We start from the raw sequence: 22,180 nt of genomic DNA, 5'->3' as shown, positions 1-22,180 counted from the left end.
CGGAAAATCTGCGATGAAGGCCGCATGCGCTGGCCACCTCGCAGGACCGTTCGAGCCCTCTCGGCCGCGGCGTGGTGCGCGCAGTTCGCCGTGCTCGACAGGCTCGCCCCGTCGGCGCGCTCCCCGGTGGTGCACACGCTCTGTGTGCTCGCGTCGGTCGCCCTCGGCCTCGCCGTGCTGGAGCTCGCCACCTCGCGCGCCCGAAGGTGGGCGGCGGCGATCGCGTACGCGCTCGTCTACGCGGTCCAGGCGACCGCGGTGCGCTTCTACAATGCGCCGCTCGACCGCCAGCTCGTCGAGAGCGCGGTGGCCGCCGCCTCCGACGTGCGCCCCGTGCTCTGGCAGCTCGCGCCGATGTTCGCGGCGCTCGTCACGTTCGGCGCGCTCGTCGAATACGCGCTGCTCGCGCTCGCGTCGCCGCGCACCACGTCGCTCCGGCGCGCCGGCCTCGCGCTCGTGCCGCTGCTCGCGCTGCCCTTCGTGGGCCTCCGCGCGGCCACGCCGGAGCTGCGAATGGTGGACGCTCTCCGCGGGCTCGTCCCCACCGCGCGCGCGTCGGGCCACGCGTCGATCACGCTGCCGCTCCTGCCCACGAAGGCGCGCGCGCTGCCCAGCGTGCTCTTCGTCTTCGGCGAGAGCGTGCGCGCCACCGACTTCTGCTCCGCCCACGTCGACGACTGCCCGGTGGCACCCCAGGTGAACGCGCTCCTCCCCGACCGCGTCGCGCTCGGCACGCTGCGGTCGCTCGCGAGCTACACCGCCATCAGCGTGGGCGCCGTGTTCACCGGACGCACCCAGCTCGGCACGGCGCAAGAGCTCGCGGCGGCGCCCACGCTGTTCGACTTCGCGCGGCAAGTCCGCGCGGGCAACGAGCGCCCCCACGTCGTCTACTACTCGGCGCAGTGGTCCACGATCTTCGAGCGGGCCAACGCGCTGGAGGCGACCGATCGCCACCTTGACGTCGAGGACCTCTTCGGCCGAAAAATCGAGGACAGCACCGACATCTACGCGGAGGGGGTCGACCGCCGCCTCGTCGACCGCATGATCGCGGATCTTTCCACGTTCCCTACGCCGCAGCTCCTCACGCTGCACCTCGGCGGCACGCACGTGCCCTACTACATGGATCCAGCCGACGCGCCCTTCCACCCCTACAGCGCGGTGGTGTCGTGGAGCCAGCTGCCCGAGCTCCACCGCACCTACCAGAACGCCATTCGGGCGCAGGACCGCGAGGTAGCGCGCGCGATCCACGCGTTCATCGCGGCCCAGGGCGCGCGCCCATGGGTCGTGCTCTTCACGAGCGACCACGGCGAGGCGTTCGGCGAGCACCGCGCCATCCACCACGGACAGAACCTGTTCGACGAGCAGATCCACGTGCCCGGGTTCGTCGCGTGGGGCAACGGCGCGCTCTCCGAGGTGCAGGCGCGCGATCTACGCGCGCACGCGGCCGCGCCCACGTCGCACCTCGATCTGCTGCCCACGCTGCTCGATCTCTACGGCGTGTACGACAGCGTCGTGCTGGAGGGGCACCGCAAGGAGCTCCTCGGCTCGAGCCTGCTCCGGCCAGCCCCCACGGCGCCGCGCGCGCTCCCCATCTCGAACTGCTCGGCGGGTTACCGGTGCCCGCTCAACACCTGGGGCATGCTCGGCGACTCGCACGCGCTCATCGCGCAAGCGTGGGACGGCGACTACGCGTGCATGCCCCTCCTCGCGAACGAGAACGCGAGCGCGCCCGTAGTGAATGCAGAATGCACACGTCTCCGCGAGGCCTCCAAGCGCTACTTCGAACGGCAGCCGAACGGCGCGCCGAACCGCTGAGCTGTCGCACGGCGCGGCGCTCGAAGCTGGAGCGCGCGCTCGTCTCCTCCCAGCGCGCGCGCCTGCTGCACGCCTGCTATACACATGGAGCGTGCCGAGCACAGACAACAAGCGCCGCCTCCCCGTGCTGAAGTCCGCGCCCGAGCCGTCGGACGCCGACGAGGAGGATCGCCCGCCGTGGCACTGGGTCGGCTTCGGCACGGTCGGCATCTTCGGCGCGTGGCTCCCGCTCATGGCGGTCGCCCAGAAGCTCTCCGACGCGCTCATCCTCCGCGCGGTGGGCCACGTCGGCAGCGCCGAAGAGGCGGCGCGCTCCCTGGCGAACGCGTCTGCCCAGGATCGCCTGCGCGTCGGGCTGATGCTCGCCATCCCGCACGGGCTCGCGCTCGCCATCGCCGCCGTGGCCGGAGGCTTCCTCGTGGGCCGTTTCGGCAAGGGCCTCGGCCCTCGCGAGGCCGCGATCGCCGGCGTCGCATTGGGGATCGTCATCGGCGGGCTCACGTTCGGCGTCGTGGGCGTGTCGGGCTTCTTGGCGCCGCTCGCCCTGGCCACTCCGTTCGCCGCCGCGGGCGGCGCGCTAGGGCGGCGGAGGGCGCGCCGCGCCGCCACGTCGGCGCCTACTTGATCGGCTCGAGCTTCTTCTGGCCGTAGGTGGCCCGCAGGTAGCTGCGCAGGGAGAACGCCTCGCGGCCGTATTTGTCGACCGTGCCGTCCGGCCAGCGGATCTCGAGGGTGGCAGCGTTGCGCCCGGCCGCGCACGCGGGAAGCCCGCCGAGGCCGAAGAGCAGCGTGCTCCCGTCGATGCTGTCGTACGTGCCGCGGCTCGACTTCTTCTCGCGCACGATCACGCGATCTCCCACCCGGACCGTGACCTTCGTGCCGAACGCGTCGCCGTGCACCTTTGCGCCGTCACCACGCACCTGGAGCGCGAGCCACGTGTTGTCCTGGCCGAGGGTGTTCTCGAAGAGGAGGTTCGCCCGCCCGCCGCCCTGATCGCGCGCGCCGAAGAGCAGATCGGCATCGCCGTCGTGGTCGATGTCGGCCCAGGCGAGGTTCTGGCCGGCCTTGCCGCGCTTGCCGCCGGGGGCCGTGTCGTTCACTCCCGACGTGAGGCCGAGGCTCGTGAACGCGCCGTCCGCGCCCTGATGAAAGAGCCCCAAATAGCCCTTTTGCTGCGGATCGAAGAAGCTCGCCTCGTACTTGTCGGTGCGGGTGACCGAGAGATCGAGCCGACCGTCGTTGTCGAAGTCGACGATCGCTGCGTCGATGTCGCCCTCGTTGTAGGGGAGCCCACGGGAGAGAAACTCGTTGGCCAAGGCGAAGCCGGCGTCTCTCCCTTTGTTGACGAGGAGCTGGCTCGGATCACTCCAGAGCCGGCTCTCGTCGGCCCCGTCGGCGTGGCTGATGGTCGTGAGCCACACGTCCGGCAGCCCATCGCCCGTGATGTCGGCGCAGTCGACACCGAACCCGTTGCTCCCCACGATCTTGTCGGGCGTGACGGGCTGCGCGTCCTTCCCGTTGCCAGTGCGCGGATTGAAGTAGTTGCCAGTCGCCAGCGCGGCGAACCCGCGCTCCGACGCGACGTCGGTGAACGCGCCCTTGCCGTCGTTCTCCCAGAGCTGATTCCACCCGTTCCGGACGCTCACCCCGTAGGTCGACACGAAGACGTCGAGATCGCCGTCGTCGTCGTAGTCGCAGGCCACGAGCCCGTCCGTCGGTTGTGCCGGCACGCCGGGCAGGCGCTCGCCGGTCACGTCGGTGAAGGTCCCGTCGCCCTTCCCGAGCAGGAACGCGTTCTTCGCCGCGTAGCTCGTGTGGCCATTGCCCAGGAAGAGGTCGACCTTCCCGTCGTTGTCGAAGTCGGCGAACACCGCGTTCGCGACGTACTTGACGCGCTCGACGCCGCTCCCGGCTTTGGGCGTGAAGTGCCCTCTTCCGTCGTTCAACAGCACCACGCTCGTCTGCCCGGGGAGGTCGATGTCGAGGCCCGCGAAGCAGTCTTGGTCTCCGTCGTTGTCGACGTCAGCGAACACGAGGAAGCCCGCCTGCACTCCGCGTAGACCCGACGCCTCGGAGATGTCCTCGAAGGTGCCGTCGTGCTTGTTGCGAAAGACCAGGTGTTCGAACGGGATGCCCTTCTGGGGGTTCGGGAAGAGCGAGTGCATGACCGCGTCGTCCCAGCCGTCTCCGTCGACGTCGACCAAAGCGAGGCGGCTGTGGTCGTTGATGGGGATGGGCGTCGCCGGGCTGGGCACGAAGTTGCCCTTCTGGATGCCGCTCTTCTCCGAGATGTCCTTCAGGTAGTTCTGCGCGGGCGCGACGAGCTCACGCGCCGTGCACTCGGTCCCGGGCGCCACGACCGCGGATCCGCCGTCGTCCGCTGTGCCGCCGCCGCCCCCGGGCGTCGCCGTGGCGCTGCACGCCGCCGGCAGGGCGAGGACGAGCGGCAGCAGCGGGAGCGCCGCCGCGACGAGGAAGCGGGGACCTGACGTGTGGCGAAGGAGAGACATCGACGCCAGGTGTGACCGGGATCCGCGCGACATGCACGTCTCAATTGCGCTCACAGCCGCTCGCGGGGGGCGGTCACGCCCGGGGCGGTCAGGCCCGGGGCGCGTCGAGGGTGAACGTGTCGGCCCAGTCGGCTCGCACCTGGCCGCTCGCGTCCTTCAGCCACCGCATGCACAGGCGTTGAGGGACGCGAATGGTCGACGGAGCCTTGTAGGTGCCGAACACGTGATCCCAGAGCGAGGTGGTGACGCCGTGGTTGAAGCGCGCGTCGACGAAGTGGTGCGTGAAGTGGTGCCGACGCGCCCAGCGCGCGTAGGGCCCCACGCCGCCGGTCACGTGCTCGAGCCTATGGAGCACCTCGTACGCCCCGTAGAAGGCGAGCAGCCCCACTGTGTACGCGAGGCCAATCGCGGAGCCCGCGATCGCCACCGCGGGGACGGCGACCACCGAGCCCGCCGCGGCGCCAGCGCACAGCTTCTTCCACGTGGGGGCGAAGTAGTCGCCCTGGCTGTGGTGGCGGATGTGCTCGACCGCGAACGGGTTCTTGCGGAACCGCTTGTCGTGCCCGAGCCAGCGGTGGATGACGTACTCGAGGAAGGTCCACGTGAGCGCCCCCGAGAGCGCCGCGACGAAGGCCCACACCACCGACTTGCCAAGCTCGCTCATCGTCGTGACTCCCCAGTGTTCGCTGTTCTTCGTGCCTTCGAGGGCCGCGCGTCCGGCGGAAGATGCTCTTTCAGGTCGAGCACGTCGAGGGAGCTGGCCGCGTCGGCCGCGTCGGGCGAAGCGCCCCACCCCACGAGCAGCGCGCGCACGCCCGAGAGCAAGAGCCGCTCGGTGTCGATCGCGCCGGCCGCCCGGCTCGCCTGCTTCTCCATCTGCAGGACGCCCTGCGCCAAGCCGAACAGGCAGAGCGTGCGCTCGACGTGATCGCCCGCGGCGAGCTTCGCCCGCCTCGCTCGCCGCCGCGAGCGCGACGCTCACGCCCTGGAACGTCGCCATCATGCTCGCCATGATCGGCTCGGCGGCGCCGTCGTCCTCCACGAGGACCCGCGGATCGGCGAGGGTGGTGGCGAGCAGGCCAAAGCGCTCGGGGGTGGCCCGCGCGAACTCACGGTAGGAGCGCGCTAAGCGAAGACCACGGCGAGCGGCGACGCGTCCCGGGGAGAGGCGCCCCGGCCGCGCTCGAGGTGAGCGCGGGCGTCCGCCAGGGCCTGCAGCACGAGCTGCGCGTAGAGCGCGTCCTTCGAGCCGAAGTAGCGGTACAGCGCGCCCGGCGTGTAGTCGACCGCGGCCGCGAGCTTGTGGATAGAGAGCCCCGCGAAGCCCTCGCGCTCGACCATGCCCATGGCCGCGTCGAGGATGCGCCGCTGGTTGTCGCCGTGGCGACGCGCTCGCGGGTGCTCGGCATTTCGTAAACCATGGTCATTTAGTAAATGACGTTCACGCTTTCGTCAAGGGCGCTCGTGCACGGTCCTCGTCGGGCTCCCAAATTGGGCGTCCTGGGCGGGGCTGGAGGGCGCGGGAGGGTCGGCGCGAGGCCGCGCTCAGTCGTCGTCGACGCCGTTCTCGCCGAGGGTCTCCCACTCCATGCGCGCGAGCGGCACGCTGTCGGCGTACACGGCCATGGGCGCCACGGCCCGCACCACGTCTTTGACCTGCACCGGGAGGCCGTCGATCACCATCGGGCCTCGGGCGTAGCCGGCGAGCTCGAGCGCCGTCTCGAGGAGCGACTTGGTGACGGGCGGCTCCTCTTGGATCGGCGCGTCCTCCGGGAGGTTCGCGGCCTTGCGCGCGTGCTCGAGCGCGTGGCGGAGGCCCCCCATCTCGTCGACGAGCTTCTTGTCGAGCGCCTGCTGCCCCGCCCACACGCGCCCTTGCCCGACGGCGTCCACCTGCTCGCGCGTGAGCTTGCGACCCTGCGAGACGCGGTCGACGAACACGTCGTAGAACTGCCCCACTTTGCGCTCGAGCTCGGTGCGCTCGTCGGGGTGAAGCCGCGGAAGAACGACTCGGCGTCGGCGCGCGGCGTGGTCTTTCGCACCTCGACGTTCACGCCGAGCTTGGCGAGCAGGCCGCTCACGTCGGCCTTGCCGTAGAAGATGCCGATGCTCCCGGTCACCGTGAGCGGCAACGCGTAGATCTTCGTGCCGGCCGCCGCGACGTAGTACCCACCGCTCGCCGCGATGGAACCCATCGACACGATGAGCGGCTTCTTCTGCGCGAGGAGCCGCAGCTCTCGCCACATGACGTCGGCCGCGAGCGAAGAGCCGCCGGGCGTCTCGACGCGCAGCACCACGGCGCGCACGCTCGAGTCCTCGCGGAGGCGCTTGGCGCTCTCGGCGATGGTGTAGCTGCCGCAGAGCTTCATGCCGAGCAGCGGCACCGTGCTCGAGCGGCCGTCGATCATGTCGCCGTCGACGTACAGCAGGCCGACCTTGTTTCGCTGGCCGAAGCGGAGCGGCGCGACCGCCTCTTCGACGTATTTCTCGACGTTGACCTTGCGGCCGACGACGTCCTGCGTGACCCGGTCGAGCTCGTCGTCGAAGGCGAGCGTGTCGACGAGCTTCGCGTCGCGCGCCTCGACGGCGACGAACGGCCCCTTGCGCGTGACCTCGCGGATCTGCGCCTCCGGCATGTGCCTGTAGAGCGACATGTTGCGGACGAACACGGCCTCGTTGTTGCGGAGCAGGTCCTCCCTGGTCGGCGCGCGCCACGTCGCTCGCCGAGCGGTTCATGAGCTGCTCGGGGGCGGACTTGTGCGCGCCGATGCGGACGAACTCGGCCTTCACGCCGATCTTGTCGAGGAGCCCCGCGAGGTAGATGTGCGTGCTCTTGAGCCCGGAGTAGCGCACGCCGCCCGCCGGGTTCAGCACGACGCGGTCGGCGCTCGCGCACGCGAAGAGGCCCTTCGGCCCCGCCGTCTCGAAGCTGCACACGACCTTCTTGCCGCGCGCGCGGAGGAGGCGGAACGCGTCGGCGAGCTCTTCGGCGTGGGCGAACGACGTCGCGGGCTCGTCCCGGAGGAGCAGCGTGACGGCCTCGATGTCCGACCGCTCGGAGAGCCGCCACAGGCGCCGGAGCAGGCGCACGTGGCTGCGGGTGCCGGGGGTCGCCTCGAGGCGCAGCGTCACGGCGTGGCCGCTCCGCGGGATGCTCGCGGGGCTGCCAAAATCGGCGAGCCCGGCGGTGAGGTACTGGCCAGTGTCGGTGGTCCTGCCGAGGGCGTTGCCCACGATCGCGCCGCCGCCGAGCGACGCGCCGCGCAGGTTGAGCTCGAGGCCGAGCGTCGCGAGGTAGGCCGGATCGCTCTGGCTCAGGTTGCCCACCTCCACGTCGCCGCGGGCGCGGCCGACGCCGGGGATGTCGATCCCGAGCACCGCGCGGGGTCGCGCCTGATCGGCGCCGTCGTAGTAGCGCACCTCGGCGCCGACCTCGAACGCGCGCGTGCCCGTGGGGCGGAAGGAAGCGGCGGCCACGTACTGGCGATCGAGCACCGGCAACAGCGCGCGCGACGCGCCGGTCTGCAGGGGGAAGCTCGCCGGCCCGTTGAAGTCGTGCGCGACGAGGCCGAAGGCGAGGCGAGGGCTGGGTCGGTACGAGACTCCGGCGCTCAGCGCGACGATGCCACCCACGCTGCGGTTGGGCGAGAACGAGGTCTGGAGGGTGGCGCCGAACGAGAGCGAGCGCGACACGCTGTAGCCGAGGCCCCACGTGAGCCACACGTAGTCTTGGCCGAAATAGGGCCCACCCGCGGTGCTCGGCGGAGAGATGTAGTCTACACGGAAACCCGCCCCGAGGCCCCACATGACGGGCGTGGAGAGATCGAACGAGTGGCCACACGCGACGCGCTGCGTGTCGGTGCAGCGCACGCCGGTCCAGCGGAGCTCTTTCCCGGTGAGGAACCCCAGGTTCGCGGGGTTCAGCACCAGGGCCTCGCCGGAGTCCTCGCTCGCGGCGCTGCGGCCCGGGGAGAACACGCGCTCGCCTCTCGCGGGGAACGGCTCGGCCCGCGCGAGGCCGGCCGACGCGACGAGCGCGAGCAGCGCCCCCGCGCCCGAGGCCACGAGGCGTGACCTGCCAGACCTGCCAGACCTGCCAGACGTGCGTGCGGTGCGAGACTGCGGGGTTGGGCGCTTCACGAGACTCCTTGCCGGCGTGCGGCGTGCGGGCGATTCAGCCGAGCGTGGCCAGCTCGCGCAGCGCCGCCGCCTCGGCCTCGAAGGTCTTCTTCACGAGCTCGGAGTAGACGAGCTTCTCGGCGACGCCCCGGGCGAGCGACACGTTGAGGTCGAGCGTGCCTCGCACGGTGCGGCGCGTGCGCCCGGTCTCCAGCGGCTCGAGGAGGTAGCTGCCGCTCGACGCGAAGTACTTCTGCCACTCGGGCTTCACGTTCGCCTTCACGCGCCACGAGGCGGCGTGCCGGCGAATGTCGTACACGGTGGTCTCTTCCCACGCGCACATCTCGGGGGTGACGTACTTCTGGGCGAACGCGGGGATCTTCACGTTGGCGCGGAACGACCACACGCGCTCGAGGCGATCGACGTCGACCTTGTGCGTGAGCTGCGTGAGGGCCTCGATGTGCGGCAGGCGGGCCGAGAGCTTCGCCCCGAGGTCGGGCGAGAGGAACGCGAGCTCGAGCGCATCGAGAGGATGTCGAACTCGTGGGTTATCTCGAACTGCACGTCATTCCTTGCGCTTTCGTGGCGGGTCGCAGCGGCGTGCACCTGCCACCGTGGTTACAACATACCCCGAGCGCGCGCGACTTCCTGGATTTCGGGCGGCGGCGCGCGAGCTCGTCGTGATCCTTCACGGGCAGAAAGCGCGAGGCAGCCCCGTCGCGCGGCACGACCACGTAGCCCGCGTCGAGGGCGGAGGTGAGCTCCTGCAGGAGCCTCTCGAACTGAATGGCGACGCGCCCCTGCACCTTCTTCTCGACCGCGAAGTACGTCCAAGGGATGTTCGCGGTCGCGAGGGCCTCGGCCGACACGAGGAACGTGTTCGTGTTGAAGACGGGCACCGACGCGCCGTCGAAGCCCGCCGGCAGGCGGAACTCCTCGACCACCTGCAGTTTTCCGTGCGCGTGCACGGGGACGCCGCCGCGATCGCCGGGGGCCTTCTTGCAGACCTCCACCATCACCTGCTTCTTCGACTCGAGGAAGCGCCCGAGCACGACCGGATCGATCGACGCGCCGAGGTTGTCGAGGTTCGCGATCCACACGGTCTTCGGGCCCTCGCCGCCGCGCGCGAGGAACTGGCCCAGCAGCGGCGTGCGCCGGAGCGCGTCGACGAGATCGCCGTGGCCGGTCGCGTACGCGCTGGGATCGCCGTCGTCCTCGCGAAACAGGCCACCCTCGGGCGCGAGGCGCAGGCCTAGGTCCTGGGTGAACTGGTGGACGTGGTCGGGGGCGCTGCGCGCGCGGAGCGCCTCGCGAATGCCGCCGTCGGTGGCCTCGCTCGTCATGAGCCAAAGGGGATCGGCGCCTTGGCCTTCGCGCCGGCGCTCGCGTTCTCCGCGAGCCGCAGGTCGAGGAACGTGCGGCCGTCGAAGGCCTCGACGAGCGCCTTCACGACGCCGCCCATGCGGGTCGCCATGCCGCCGGCGAGGACGCAGAACGCGAGCTCGCCTCGGTCGATCGCCGCTCGCCCGAGGGCGCCCAGCCGCTCCGCTTCGGCGCTGCCGGGCTCGGGGAGCGAGAGGAGCTCCGTGTCGCGCGGCGGGGTCACGTCGCCGGTCAGGCGGTTCTTCGCGAAGAGCGCGGCCTTGTCGGCGAGGCCGGCGGCGAGCTCGACGAGGCGGGCGTCGCGGAAGCCCGCCGCGTCGAGGCGGGCCCTGAGCTGCGGGTCGAGCCCCGCGAGGTCAGACGCGAGATCGGACACGAGAGCGGCTGCGGTCATGGGCGCAGTGTCGCGCCATTTTCGCGGCGGAGGTGAGAAAAGAGGTGCGAGAAGAGGTGCGAGAAGAGGTGCGAGAAGAGGCGACAAATGTGACTCAGGGTTGGCGCGACGGCCCGGGAAGGTGTTCACTCGTAGGGGCGTAGAATCAGGGACGGAGCAGGGAGATGGGCATCACGCACCGCACGCACCGCACGCACCGCACGCACCACAACGCGATCGCCCCGCATCGCGCGGCGTCGTGGCTCCGCTTCACGGTCGCGGGCGCGTTTGCCCTTGTGGCGATGCCCGCGTGTGTGGCGACCGCGCCGTCCGACAGATCGGGCGGGGCAAGTAGTCATCCACCTTGACCAAACGGGGTCGCTCGCGTGGACCCGCTTCGGCTGGGCTCGCAGCGCACGATTGACGCCGCGCGCGCGCCGCTGTAACCCGTCGGAACGTAACCGCTTGCGCCCGTAGCTCAGCTGGATAGAGCGTCGGCCTTCGAAGCCGAATGTCGTAAGTTCGAATCTTACCGGGCGTGCCGCTTCTTCATGGGATTCCGCGCGAGGCCCTTCGCGACCACCTACAGGCCGCCCGCGCGGCACTGACACGTGGGGCTCGTCGTCCCGTCGCAACACTGCGTCCGGCCCGACTCCGCACCCGCACACGCCCTGGTGATGAACAGCCCGTTGCCGCAGTTCCCAGGGGTCTGCTCGCTCGCCTTGCCTCGCCGGCCGGGGGGCGAGCGACCTGCAGGACCTGCTAGGGTGCGCGCGCCATGACCGCGTACCCCACCCTGCTCTCGCCCATCGATCTTGGCCCTCTGACGCTCAAGAACCGCGTCGTGATGGGCTCGATGCACACCGGCCTCGAGGACCGGTTCTTCAACTACGGGAAGCTCGCCGCTTACTTTGAAGAGCGGGCGCGCGGCGGCGTCGGGCTCATCATCACCGGCGGTATCTCCCCCGAACCGCCAGGGGGTGGCTCTTGCCGTTCGGCGGCACGCTGAACCGCCGCGCCGACGTGTACTTCCACCGCAGACGAGCGCCGCGCACGCGCACGGCGGCAAGATCGCTGTGCAGATCCTCACGCGGGGCGGTACGGCTACCACCCGTTCGTCGTGTCGTCGTCGGCGAAGAAGTCGCCCATCTCGCCGTTCAAGCCGCGGGCGATGATGCGCTTCGAGATCAAAGCCACCGTGCGTGACTACGCGCGGTGCGCGCGCCTCGCCAAGCTCGCGGGGTACGACGGCGTCGAGATCATGGGCTCCGAGGGGCATCTGCTGAGCCAGTTCTCCTGCCCGCGCGTCAACGAGCGCACCGACGAGTACGGCGGCCCGGTGGAGAACCGCATGCGCCTCCCCGGTCGAGGTCGTGCGGGCCGTGCGCGAGGCCACGGGCCCCGACTTTCTCATCGTGTACCGCATGTCGCTCCTCGATCTGGTGCCGGGCGGCAACGCGTGGCCCGACATCGTCACCATCGCCAAGGCGGTCTCTGGCGGCGGGCGCCGACGTCCTGCAACACGGGTATCGGCTGGCACGAGGCGCGGATCCCCACCATCGCCACGCAGGTGCCTCGCGCGGCGTTCCGCGCGCTCACCGCGAAGATGCGCGCCGAGCTCGACATCCCGGTCATCGCGTCGAACCGCATCAACACCCCGGAGGACGCCGAGGACCTCCTGGCGGCGGGCGACGCCGATCTCGTCTCGATGGCTCGGCCGCTGCTCGCCGACGCTGACTTCGTGAACAAGGCGGCGGCGGGCGAGCCCGAGGCCATCAACACGCATCGCGCAACCAGGGGCTGCCTCGACCTCACCTTCCAAGGCAAGCGCGCCACCTGCCTCGTGAACGGCGCGGCGGCTACGAGACGGAGCTTCGTTCACCTGCGCGCCAAGAACCCGAAGAAAATCGCGGTCGTGGGCGCGGGCATGGCCGGGCTCGGTCGCCACGGAGCCGGGAAGCGAGGCCACGCGGTCACGCTCTTCGAGGCGGAGGGCTCCATCGGCGGCCAGTTCCGGCTCGCCGCGCGCGTGCCTGGCAAGGAGGAGTTCTCCGAGACGATTCGCTACTTCGAGACCGAGCTCAGGAAGACCGGCGTGGAGGTGCGCACCGGCACGCGCGCGACGCGCGCCGAGCTCGGGGGCTACGACGAGGTCGTCGTGGCCACGGGCGTCGTGCCGCGCGTTCCGCGGCTCGACGGCGTGAAGCACCCTGGGTCGTGAGCTACCCCGATCTCTCTCGGGCAAGGTCGAGGCGGGGCGGCGCGTGGCCGTGATCGGCGCCGGCGGCGTGGGCGTCGACGTGTGCGCCTACCCTCCTCGAGGAGGGCGCGCCTCGGTCACGCACTACGCCACGCAGTGGGGATCGACCTCAGCGGAGAGGCGGTCGGCGGCCTCGCGAAGGCCGCGCCGCACGAGGCGCCGCGCGAGGTGTGGCTGCTCCAGCGGCGGGCCGGCGACAAGAAGATGGGGGCTGGCCCTGGCAAGACCACCGGCTGGGCCCACCGCCTGCTCCTGAAGGCCTACGGCGTGCACATGCTGGCCGACGTCGAGTACGTCGCGATCGACGATCGCGGCCTCCACGTGAAGGTCGGCGGCGTGCCGCAGGTGCTCGACGTGGATCACGTGGTGCTCTGCGCGGGCCAAGAGTCCGCGCGCGAGCTCGCGGGCTCTGCCTCCGAGGGCGAGCGCATCGGGCGGGCGAACGTGCACGTCATCGGCGGCGCGAAGCTCGCGGGGGAGCTCGACGCGCGGCGCGCCATCCTGGAGGGCGCGCGGGTCGGCGCGGCGCTCTGAGACGCGGCCGAGCCGCCGGTGTACGACGCCGAGCTCCGGAGAGCGACCCTGTACGGCACGCCCGCCAGCGCGAACGCCATGGGGCTCGCGCCGGGGCTCCACCGCGGGACCCTCCGCACGTTCGTCGCCGGGAGCCCACGCTACGTGGCCGGCGGTCGCTGATCGGAAGCGCGTTTTCCGCGCGGGCGCTCAAGCTCTGCCGTGGCTAGACTCCGGCCATGGACCCCGTAGAACTTCGCGCCAGCCTCCGCGTTCTCTGGCCGTCGCACAAGTCGACGGAGACGTCGACCACGACGAACGGCACCTGCCTCCGGCATCGGGAGCCAGCCTAACGTCCGCGTGCGCCCGGACGAGCGCGTCGATCTGCCGGCCTCGCTCGCCGCTCTGCGCTCCGACGAGGCCGGGAGCCGACGTTCCGCGCCGCCGTGGCGATGGCCAACGTGGACGGCCGCTGCTCGCTCCCAGGAGCACTCGCTCCTCATGCGCATTCGCGCCGAGCTCGCCCTGCCCGACGCCGTGCCGCTCGAGGTGATGGAGGAGGAGTGGGCCCACCGCATGCAGGAGACCCGCGCGCGCATCGACCGGATCTCCGACAAATTCCTCGACGAGATGGCCGCGCGCGAGACAGTGCTCTCGCAAGAGGCCTACGAGCGCATGGTGGCCGACCTCGAGCGGAAAAAGGACGCGCTGCTCCGCGACGCCGTGAGCTCGAGCGAGTAGCCCGACGAGGCGGCGACGAAGGGCCAAGCTCGCGGATCGGGGGGTGGTAGCCTGGCGGCCGCGCAGCAGGAGGATCATGCAGAAGCTCGTCCGAGGCATCCACCACTTCCAGAAGAACGTGTTCCGCTCCGAGCGAGCGATGTTCGAGCGGCTCGCGAGGGGCAGCACCGGACACGCTGTTCATCACGTGCTCGGACTCCCGAGTGAACCCGAACCTGCTGACCGGGACGCACCCCGGCGAGCTCTTCATCTTGCGCAACGCGGGCAACATCGTTCCCCCGAGCGGCGCCCCGCTGAACGGCGAGGCCGCGACGGTCGAGTACGCCGTCGCGGTCCTGGAGGTCGAGGACATCATCGTGTGCGGGCACTCCCACTGCGGGGCGATCGGCGCGCTCCTCGACCCCTCGAGCACCGCCGAGCTGCCCGCCATGCGCGCGTGGCTCGACTACGCCGAGGAGACCCGCCAGATCGTCACCAAGTGCTACGCCGACCTCGAGGGCGAGCCCCTCCTCACTGCGGCGATCGAGGAGAACGTGCTCGTGCAAATCGAGAACCTTCGCACGATGCCTGCGGTCGCCGCGCGCCTCGCCAAAGGGGATCTCGGCCTGCACGGCTGGGTCTACAAGATCGAGACCGGCGACGTGTTCGCCTACGACACCGACGCCGAGCAGTTCTTCGCGCTCACGGAGGAGCTGGTCGGCCCGGCCAGCACGGCGGCCGCTCAATCGCGCCCATCCACTCGGATTTGACCGTCGCGGCGGCCCGGTCAGGTGGCGGCGCGCCCATCACCCTCACGGAGCGCGGCCTCGAGCTCCGCGATCGGAGCCTCCAGCGTGGCGATCGCGCGCCCAGAACTCGGGCGACTCGAGGTCCTCGCCGATCGACGCGCGCGGGCCACCTCGTGCGCGAGCGCGCCGCCGGTGGCGCGGAGGAACGCCTCGTAGCGAGGAGGAAGTCAGGCCCTCCTCGAGGAAGCGCGCGTAGAGCCCGCGCGACAGCAAATAGCCGAATGTATACGGGAAGTTATAAAACGACAAGTCCGGGATGAAGAAGTGCAGCTTCGAGGCCCAGAAGAGGGGATCCTCGGCGCCCACCTGGAGCGCCTCGTCGAACACCTCGCGCTGCGCCTCGACCATGAGCGACGACAGGCGGCTCGCGGGCACCTCCCCCTGCGAGCGCAGCTCGTAGAAGCGGCTCTCGAAGAGAAAGCGGGCGGGCACGTCGAGCAGGAACGCCGCGGCGTCGCCCGCGACCTCCCCGAGCAGCTGCGCACGCGCAGCCGCGGAGATGCCTGGCTCGGCCAGCAGGCCGGCGGAGAGGACGCTCTCGGCGAAGGTGGAGGCGGTCTCGGCGAGGGTCATCGGGTACTGCCGCGCGAGCATCGCGAGCGTGCCCGCGAGCACGTGATGGTGGAACGAGTGGCCAAGCTCGTGCGCCAGCGTGGAGACGTCGCCGAGCGCGCCCTGGTAGGTCATGAACACCCGCGACTCGCCCGTGAGATCGCTGCCGGTGCAGTAGGCGCCGGGGCGCTTGCCGGCGCGCGGCTCGGCCTCGATCCAGCGCTGGCGAGGGCCTCGTCGACGTGGGCGGCGAGGGCGGGGTACGAGCCCGCGAAGGCGCGGCGCACGAGGTCTCTGCCGCGCTCCCAAGGGATGCGCTCGGTCTCTGGCAACGGCAGCGGCGCCTCGAGGTCGTACCAGGCGATCGCGGGGAGGCCCATGGCGCGGGCCTTGAGGAGCAGACCCCGGGCGCGCGCGAGCGGGCGCCCGCCCACCACCGCCTCGTTCATCGCGTCGAGCGTGCGGCGAGAGATGCCCGCGTCGTGGAGCGCGGCGTCGTGGAAGTGCTCGACGCCGCGGCGTCGGTAGAGCGCGAGGCGCGTGCCGCTGATGCGGTTGAGCGCCGCTGCCGTGACGTCGGAGACCGCCTCTCCCACGCGCGGTTCCCCGCGGTGAACGCGGCCTGCGCACGGCGCGATCCGGCACCGGCATGCGCGAGCGGCGCGCGGCCATGGGGACGACCTCGTGGGTGCCGTCGGGGAGGGTCGGGCTGGAACGAGAGCTTCCCGGCGACCGTGTCGTAGAGGCGACCCCAGCCGAAGATGCCGTCCGTCGCGAGGTCGGACGCGAGGGCCTCGAGCGCGGCGGGCATACGCCGCTGGGCGTCGACCCGGAGCTGCGAGAGAAAGTGCTCCGCGCCGGCGAGCCGCGGAATCGCCGAGCAGCCCCGCGAGACTTCAGCCGAAGCTGCGCCGAGAGCACGCCGCAGCTCGCCGGCGCACTTCTCGAGCGTCGCTCGAGGGGCGCCCAGCGCGCCCTCCGCGAGCCCGAAGCGCTCGTCGTCCGCCGCGGCCGACGCGAGGCAGGTCACGTAGGAAGATGTGTGGCCAAACCGGCCGAGGCCGTCCTCGTAGCGGAGCACGACCCCCACCCAGGCGTCCTGGGTCTCGCGAGACAGCGCGTCGAGCGCCGTGTCGCCCGCGGCGGTCGCTGACCGAGCTGCTTCATGAGCTGCTTGAGGTCCTTGTTGGGCGCGGCCTCCACGGGACCGGCGGCGGTGACGAACGCGCCTGCGGCGCTCGCCGCGATGGCGAAGACGGGAGCCACTTTCGAAGGGTGGGCATGGCGCAGTGATGCGAGGGGCGGGCCTGTTGATATTGATGCTCAACGGAGAACGGTTCGTTCTCCTATCGCGACGATCCGGCCACCGAAAGCGGGCACGGACCCTGCGCATCGCCTCGCTGAGACCGCCGCCCGCATCCCCGCACCAGGAACGGCGGCTCTTCCACTGGGTCGACTCGTCGGCGCCGGCTGGGCTCGCGATCCTGCACGCGAAGAGAGAACAGGGGCGACAGGCTGGCGCGCGGGACCACGTCGCGTGTGACGATCGCGAGCCCAGCGGCGCGCACGCCCCCAGCGCCCGAGCCTCCGCACGGGTGGGGGAAGCAGAAGACGAAGCGCCCGTCGGTGTGACGCGCGCCGCGCCGCGAGCGCGTAGTCGGCCACGGCGCCGCGGGAGCTCGAAGCGCGCGTGGGCTTCTGCGAGTCGCTCGGCACCACGCCGGCTTGACGTCGAAGTACGGCGGGCTCCCCGTCACGAGGGGAAGCTGCCCGAGCGTCGTGGTCCGGAGATCGCCGTGGACTGGGCTCACGTGCGCCTCGCGGCCCAGGCGCAGGTTCTCGGGCGAAAGAGCGGAAGCTCACCTCCTGGCTTCCACGCCGACGAGGCGCGCGTCGCCGGGGCCCCAGAGCACGAGCAGGCCGACGGTCCCGATGCCGGCTCTCGAGGTCGAGCGTGGTCGCGTCGTCGGGCGCGCCGCCGGCTCGAGCGCGTACGCCGCGGTGAGCACGTCGTCGGTCGAGTGCCGGTGGCCGCGCTTGCGCTGAGCAGACCACGCGCACGTCAGGCCGTCGCGGGTGATGGGCTCCCGCCGTTCTCCTGAGGGCGCGGCGGAAGGGCCAGGGGCGGAGTGCACGCATGGCTCATAGACCACACGGCGCTCTCCTGGCCACGTCGTCGCGCTAGGCGCGGCGGGGAGGCCGAACTCTCCCCGAGCCGCGGCGCGCGAGCTTTGTGGAGCGCTTGCCGTCCGATATCCTCGCGGAGATGGGCGGCACTGGCTTCTCGACGACGTTCACACTTTCGATCCCCGCGAGCAGATAGCGGCAGAGCGCGCTTTCACGAATGTTCTACGCCATCATTGAGACAACATCCGCCGCGGCGAAGGGGGGAAGGCGTACCGTCAGGTCACCGAGGACTTCTCGACATCGCCCACGAAGATGGCGAAGGCCGCGGCGACCTCGTGTCCTTCGTCTTCCGTGATGGCGCTTGGCCTCTGCCAGGCCCAGTCGCACGCCCGCGAGCACTGGTTCCAGCCTACCTGGCCGCTCCTCGCGTCGCGAAGAGCGGCGGCGCGCCCCTCTGCGCTCGACATACTCGCGGCGCGGCGCGGTCGCGTTTCTGTGGATTAGATCAGCTCCGCTGCAGGCCCTGTTTCGACAGCTGCGCGGAGCCGCTCGTCGTGCCCGCGGACACGTCTTCGGAGTGAGCGTGACCGAAGGAGTGATCCCCACCCGGTGAGCGACTCTCTGGAGGAAGCGTCACGTGGAGATGGAGGAAAACCTCCGCGAAGCGGAGCGCGAAGGTCCGCGCGGCGAGCCTGAAGCAGCGCTGCGACTGCGTCGCGCGCTTTCGCGCGCTTCGGAAGGAGGTCGATCTCCGGCCCTGCCCAAGAGACCGGCGAAGGCGAAGAAGCCTCCGAAGCCCGGGATCGAGACCTCGTTTGCCAACGACGGCAAGAGCCGCAACGTCTCCGACGGCAAGGCGACCGCGCTCCCCGACGCGGTCTTTCGGGCCGCCTCTGCTCGAGTCGCCTGGCATCGGCGCTCCCATCACCACCATCCCCGACGGCATCGCGCGGCTCACCGCGCTGCGATCGCTCCACGTGACGGGCGGCACGCGGATGACGCATGATCCCCGAGGTCCTGTTCCGCATGCCCTGTCTCCGCGGTTTCGCGCTCTCGCAGAGCCCGTTCGAGGAGGCGTCGGATCTCGCCAAGATGCCGCGGATCGAGGGCATCCGCCCCACCCAATCTTTGCGGAAGCTGCGGGCGCTCGAGGACCTGCGCTTCGACTTGTTTCCCAACCTCCGGAAGCTCCGGCTCGAGTGGCTCGAGCCTCGCCCACGGGCCGAAGAGCGTCTGGCGCGCGAAGAAGCCCGGGGAGCCTCGAGATCCTCCGACGGAACCATGACGCACCGGTCGGCGTCGATCGCGGGCTTGACCGAGCCTTCGAGCCTCACGTTGTGGCTGGACAAGCCCGGAAGGTCCCGTTCCTCGCGGGCCTCCTGGCGAAGCTGAGGGTCCTCTCCTGATTCAGTCCGAGGCGCTCACCAAGATCGCGGACGACGCGCTGCCGCTGGGCCTCACCCATTTCACGCTCAGCGTCGAGACGGGCACCACGCTCCCCTCGGTCGCGCGGCCCGCGGTTTCACAAGCTCACGCTGACCGGCGCGTTCACCGCGCTGCCGGAGGGGCTCGGCGTCTCGGCGCGCTGAAGCCGGTTTCGGATTCACGGGAAAAGAGCTCCTCGCGTCGATCTCGAGGGCGCGCTCCCGAAGAGCCTCGAGGTGCTCTCCTCTGCGTAATCGCCCGCAGTTGAAGAAGCTGCCGACCTGGGCATCGGAGACCTCGGGCTGCGCTGGAAGCACGTCTCCGCGACGCGCGCACCGGCCTACCGAGCCTCCCGGAGTCGATGCGTCGCCCGCGGTCGCTGGACACGATGTACGTCCAGAGCCTCGCCCAGCTTCTCGGTTTCGCGGCCGCTGTCGATCGGCGAGCTCGGCGCGCTTCGATTTCCCGGCCCTATCGGACAACCCGGCGCTCGGTCCGCTGCCCTCGTCGATCAAGCGCCTGAAGAAGCCGCGGCACCTTGATCCTGCCTGGGTCTCCCGGCGCTTTTCCGCTCGGCGACTGGCTGAAGATCGGCTCCCGCTCGAGAGCTTGTACTGCTCGGACGCGAAGGTCACGAAGGACGAGGCTGGCAGCGCATGGCGCGGTTTCTCCGAACACGCGGGCTTGCCTGACGCGCCGCTTCAACGTTAGCTACCGCTCGAAGGGGTACAGGCGGCGCGAGGAGTCGCACGAGACGGTCTCCGCGCTGGCGAAGCTTGTGGGGGGTGTTCGTAAGGGGGCGTTTCATTAAAACATCGAGCCGCCGCCCATCCACCACTCGCAGTCGCCGAGCTTCACCCCGGCCGCCGGTTCCCCGTCCACACGGTGCACAAGACCCCCAGCGCCACGGTCCGCCGGGGATGGCGACAGGTTGCGGACCGAGCGCCGGGTTCTTGTCGAAGACGAGCGTCCGGCGCGTCACGTCGTAGAACGGGCCAGGGTCGGCGAGGCGCGCGGCCGCGTTTTCGTCCATGTCGGAGATTCAGCGTCGAACCGGCCGATGAGGTTTCGTCGCGACGGCCACCTTGCCACAGAGGACGTCGGCGCCCGCGCCCCGGTCACGCCGCCCAGGTCGATGATCGTTGCCCTTGCAGGTGGTCCAGCTACGAAGACGCGCTTGCGCGTGGAGGCTGCGTCGGCCGCGGCGATAATCGGGGCGTCGCCTGCGGCGTCGCTGCTCCCTTTGCCCGCGTCGTTCGGGGCGCTCGTCTACGCCCGTGTCGCCGGGCGGCGGCGGCGGGGCGGTAGGGGCGGTGGAGGCCGAAGCCGAGGCCGAGGCTGCGACGTACAGCGCGTGGTCTCCACCTCGAACCGCGACGCGCAGGCCGAGACTGCGCAGGCGACCACGTACGCGCCCGCGAGCCTTTGCGGCACGCTTCCGAGGCGCGCGCGCGCTCGCGAAGGCCAGGCGGTGCTGACCTCAAAGTGGGATATGGCCAAGCTCGCGCGGCGACGCGCGGCTGGGACGCGGGGCGCCTGCGGTCGCCGGCGCGACGGGCCGAGGTTGGCCCGGGCCCGACCTTGTGGGCTAGCGGACTTCATGTTAAAGCCTTGCTCGCGTCCTCGCGCTCGCGTCACTGGTGCCGTTGGCAGCCACGTACCAGGCGGCTGGCCCGGCCCCGCACGCGGTCGCCCTGGTCGCGCACGCCGCCACCCCGGCCTCTCACCCACCTGCTGCGGACGCACACGGCAAGATCAGCGCGGCTCGCCGCGCCCACGGCTCCGAGGGCGCCTGCTCTGCCATGGTGCACGCGGGGCTCGGCAGCCTGACCGGCAAGACCACGGTCGACCCGACGCTTCAGGCGAAGACGCTGCGCTTAAAGCTGGACGAGTCGCGTGCGCCCGGCGGCGCGATCGCCATCTCCGACGTTCGCACCGGCCGTGCTCGCGTGGGCGTCCCGCGGGCCCGGCGACTGGGTCCGCGAGGCGCACACATCCAGCGCGAGTGTATTCTTTGTCGTCACGACCGGAAAAATCCTTGACCGGCACCGCGTCTCGCTCACCACCCGGCAGTGCTACACGGACGCCGAGCACGGCATCACCGAGGCGGACCTCGACGACAGCCCCCGCGACCTCGGGTGTGTCCCCTTCTCGGAGGCCCTCGGGCCCCGCATCGCGCCTCAGCGCGCCTCACGCTGAAGCAACTGTCGCCCCTCGAGCCCTCCGCAAGACGGCGGGCGCGCTCGGCTTCGGCGCGGAAGGTGCTCAAGGACGTCGATGCGGCGTTCGGCGAGGCGACGATCCTGGACGATCGGTTCGGTTTCGCGAGGGCGTCGGCCGGCTTCTGAGCGCGATGCCTTCCTCTCCGGCGCGCTCTGGGCGCTACGTGACGAGGGCGAATCAGCGGCGAGAAGGTGAAGCTCTTCGTGCACGACAGCGGCGCGCCAATCGCGCGTAAGTCCGTCGGCCGCGCGATGGCAGCCCCGAGACCGCGGGGGCGATGACCCAGATGTTGGTGGTGACCACGCGGCGGGGACGGCCGCGAAGGCGTTCCGCGAGGCTCGGGGGGAGCGCGCTCCGTGCTGCTGAACGTCAACGTCGCGGGCAAAGACCGGCACCCTCGGTGGGGCGGGCACCCGACGCGCATAATCTCCCCGGTTCGCGGGCTTCGCGCCCGCCGAGAGGCCGGAGATCGCCGTCGCGGTGCTGCTCTCGAAAATGACGTGTCGTGGTGGTCGAAGCGCGTTCGTCGTGGCCTGGGAAAGGTGTTCGAGGCGTACTCGGCGGGCCGGTGAGCCGCACGCTCAGCGCGCGAATCGCACCCAGGTGTCGGGGAGCGGCCCCCCGAGGAGCTTCTCCGCGGACGCCCGATCGAGGAGCGCGAAGGTGAGGGTCCCGCGGAACACCTCCGCGCCCTCCTGCGCGAGGGTGATGCTCATCTTCACGACGCGGTGGGTGTCCGACAGGATTTGCCCGCGGCCATGGACGGGCGCGCCGATACGAACGGGTCGCAGCAGGCGAGCCTCGATGGCGGCCGTGAAGCCGAAGCGCTCCCGAGGCCGAGGACGACCCACGCGCCGGGTTTCGTCGGCGAGCGTACGGCCACTACCAGGCCACCATGCATGAGCCCGGGCGGCCCTTGGAACCGCCGCTCCGGCGGCGGGCAGTCGACGCAGACGACGTCGCCCTCCCGGTAGGGCTCGAGGTGAAACCCCATCGGGTGTCGCGGGCCGCAGCCGAAGCAGGGCTGGTCGGGGCCGAAGGTGCTCAAAGTGATCGAGTGGGGACGCGGTCGGTCATGGCGGAGAGAGGCGATACCGCGGGCGGCCCGCGAAGGGAAGCGAGGCCCCGTGGCGAGGGTTAAACCCCATGCAGACCGCAGGGAACGGGGTCGCCGCCGACAGCCTCAGACATGCCGCTGGCGAATTATGCAGTTCGCAGGAGATCTGGGCAGATCTTAACGTTGGTCGCGACTACCGGCCACCGAAAGCCAGACGACGAACACGCTCACATGATACCGCTGGAGCCCCCCGCTTCGCACCACGGAACTTGGGACCGACCGGCCGTGCTCCTC

General features: G+C 70.9%; 18 protein-coding genes, 1 tRNA gene and 2 pseudogenes. 9 read left to right on the top strand and 12 right to left on the bottom strand.

Annotated features, from left to right (window positions below; translation table 11 throughout):
* Positions 1 to 24 precede the first annotated feature (24 nt).
* Positions 25 to 1,815 (top strand): sulfatase-like hydrolase/transferase, encoded by a 1,791-nt coding sequence (locus tag IPQ09_18815; protein MBL0196233.1) that lies wholly within the window; start codon positions 25 to 27, stop codon positions 1,813 to 1,815.
* Positions 1,816 to 1,906: 91 nt separating this feature from the next.
* Positions 1,907 to 2,440, top strand: coding sequence for a hypothetical protein (locus IPQ09_18810; protein MBL0196232.1), 534 nt, complete (start codon positions 1,907 to 1,909; stop codon positions 2,438 to 2,440).
* Here IPQ09_18810 and IPQ09_18805 read toward each other — a convergent pair.
* From IPQ09_18805 to IPQ09_18770, 8 genes are all read right to left on the bottom strand, one after another.
* The gene (locus IPQ09_18805; GenBank protein MBL0196231.1) at positions 2,433 to 4,325 is read right to left on the bottom strand and encodes a CRTAC1 family protein; all 1,893 of its coding nucleotides are present in this window, start codon (positions 4,323 to 4,325) and stop codon (positions 2,433 to 2,435) included. The two genes, IPQ09_18810 and IPQ09_18805, sit on opposite strands and share 8 nt — an antisense overlap.
* 88 nt (positions 4,326 to 4,413) lie before the next feature.
* Positions 4,414 to 4,989, bottom strand: coding sequence for a sterol desaturase family protein (locus IPQ09_18800; GenBank protein ID MBL0196230.1), 576 nt, complete (start codon positions 4,987 to 4,989; stop codon positions 4,414 to 4,416).
* Entirely contained in the window at positions 4,986 to 5,222 is a 237-nt protein-coding gene (locus IPQ09_18795; GenBank protein ID MBL0196229.1) for a hypothetical protein, read from the bottom strand. The genes IPQ09_18800 and IPQ09_18795 overlap by 4 nt, the downstream gene beginning before the upstream one ends.
* Before the next feature lie 228 nt (positions 5,223 to 5,450).
* Positions 5,451 to 5,672: a helix-turn-helix transcriptional regulator gene (locus IPQ09_18790; protein MBL0196228.1), complete on the bottom strand. Its 222-nt coding sequence runs from the start codon at positions 5,670 to 5,672 to the stop codon at positions 5,451 to 5,453.
* 198 nt (positions 5,673 to 5,870) lie between these two features.
* On the bottom strand, positions 5,871 to 8,465 hold the full coding sequence (locus IPQ09_18785) for a S49 family peptidase (GenBank protein ID MBL0196227.1): 2,595 nt from the start codon (positions 8,463 to 8,465) through the stop codon (positions 5,871 to 5,873).
* A gap of 34 nt (positions 8,466 to 8,499) precedes the next feature.
* Entirely contained in the window at positions 8,500 to 8,850 is a 351-nt protein-coding gene (locus IPQ09_18780) for a hypothetical protein (protein MBL0196226.1), read from the bottom strand.
* Between the two features lie 142 nt (positions 8,851 to 8,992).
* Positions 8,993 to 9,787 (bottom strand): UTP--glucose-1-phosphate uridylyltransferase, encoded by a 795-nt coding sequence (locus IPQ09_18775; GenBank protein ID MBL0196225.1) that lies wholly within the window; start codon positions 9,785 to 9,787, stop codon positions 8,993 to 8,995.
* The gene (locus IPQ09_18770; GenBank protein MBL0196224.1) at positions 9,784 to 10,221 is read right to left on the bottom strand and encodes a hypothetical protein; all 438 of its coding nucleotides are present in this window, start codon (positions 10,219 to 10,221) and stop codon (positions 9,784 to 9,786) included. Before IPQ09_18770 ends, IPQ09_18775 begins: the two co-directional genes overlap by 4 nt.
* 446 nt (positions 10,222 to 10,667) lie before the next feature.
* Between IPQ09_18770 and IPQ09_18765 the strand changes: the two genes are divergently transcribed.
* The 5 genes and pseudogenes from IPQ09_18765 (at position 10,668) to IPQ09_18745 (ending at position 14,463) form a co-directional block, all read left to right on the top strand.
* Positions 10,668 to 10,741, top strand: a tRNA-Arg gene (locus IPQ09_18765).
* A gap of 237 nt (positions 10,742 to 10,978) precedes the next feature.
* Positions 10,979 to 12,994, top strand: a pseudogene (locus tag IPQ09_18760) (FAD-dependent oxidoreductase).
* 18 nt (positions 12,995 to 13,012) lie between these two features.
* Positions 13,013 to 13,156 (top strand): hypothetical protein, encoded by a 144-nt coding sequence (locus IPQ09_18755; GenBank protein ID MBL0196223.1) that lies wholly within the window; start codon positions 13,013 to 13,015, stop codon positions 13,154 to 13,156.
* Positions 13,157 to 13,333: 177 nt separating this feature from the next.
* Positions 13,334 to 13,714 carry a hypothetical protein gene (locus tag IPQ09_18750; protein ID MBL0196222.1) on the top strand — a complete coding sequence of 127 codons (381 nt, stop codon included), beginning with the start codon at positions 13,334 to 13,336 and terminating at the stop codon, positions 13,712 to 13,714.
* 76 nt (positions 13,715 to 13,790) lie between these two features.
* Positions 13,791 to 14,463: pseudogene (locus IPQ09_18745) on the top strand (carbonic anhydrase).
* Positions 14,464 to 14,505: 42 nt separating this feature from the next.
* On the opposite strand, the gene IPQ09_18740 reads toward IPQ09_18745, so the two are convergent.
* The 3 genes from IPQ09_18740 to IPQ09_18730 all read right to left on the bottom strand — a co-directional run bounded on the left by IPQ09_18740 (position 14,506) and on the right by IPQ09_18730 (position 17,648).
* On the bottom strand, positions 14,506 to 15,363 hold the full coding sequence (locus IPQ09_18740; protein MBL0196221.1) for a hypothetical protein: 858 nt from the start codon (positions 15,361 to 15,363) through the stop codon (positions 14,506 to 14,508).
* 1,550 nt (positions 15,364 to 16,913) lie between these two features.
* Positions 16,914 to 17,189: a hypothetical protein gene (locus tag IPQ09_18735; protein ID MBL0196220.1), complete on the bottom strand. Its 276-nt coding sequence runs from the start codon at positions 17,187 to 17,189 to the stop codon at positions 16,914 to 16,916.
* A gap of 267 nt (positions 17,190 to 17,456) precedes the next feature.
* On the bottom strand, positions 17,457 to 17,648 hold the full coding sequence (locus IPQ09_18730) for a hypothetical protein (GenBank protein MBL0196219.1): 192 nt from the start codon (positions 17,646 to 17,648) through the stop codon (positions 17,457 to 17,459).
* 535 nt (positions 17,649 to 18,183) lie between these two features.
* On the opposite strand from IPQ09_18730, the gene IPQ09_18725 reads away from it, so the two are divergent.
* Both IPQ09_18725 and IPQ09_18720 read left to right on the top strand, forming a co-directional pair.
* Positions 18,184 to 18,573, top strand: coding sequence for a hypothetical protein (locus tag IPQ09_18725; GenBank protein MBL0196218.1), 390 nt, complete (start codon positions 18,184 to 18,186; stop codon positions 18,571 to 18,573).
* A 1,974-nt stretch (positions 18,574 to 20,547) separates the two neighbouring features.
* Complete coding sequence (locus IPQ09_18720; protein MBL0196217.1) at positions 20,548 to 20,805, top strand: hypothetical protein; 258 nt, start codon at positions 20,548 to 20,550, stop codon at positions 20,803 to 20,805.
* Between the two features lie 605 nt (positions 20,806 to 21,410).
* On the opposite strand, the gene IPQ09_18715 is transcribed toward IPQ09_18720, so the two are convergent.
* Positions 21,411 to 21,680, bottom strand: a complete 270-nt coding sequence (locus IPQ09_18715) for a hypothetical protein (GenBank protein MBL0196216.1) — start codon at positions 21,678 to 21,680, stop codon at positions 21,411 to 21,413.
* Between the last annotated feature and the right edge of the window lie 500 nt (positions 21,681 to 22,180).

The sequence above is a fragment of the Myxococcales bacterium genome (assembly GCA_016720545.1).
Lineage (GTDB): Bacteria > Myxococcota_A > Polyangia > Polyangiales > Polyangiaceae > JAAFHV01.
Note: the sequence above shows the minus strand (reverse complement) of the source record. Positions and strands in the feature narration are given on the sequence as shown.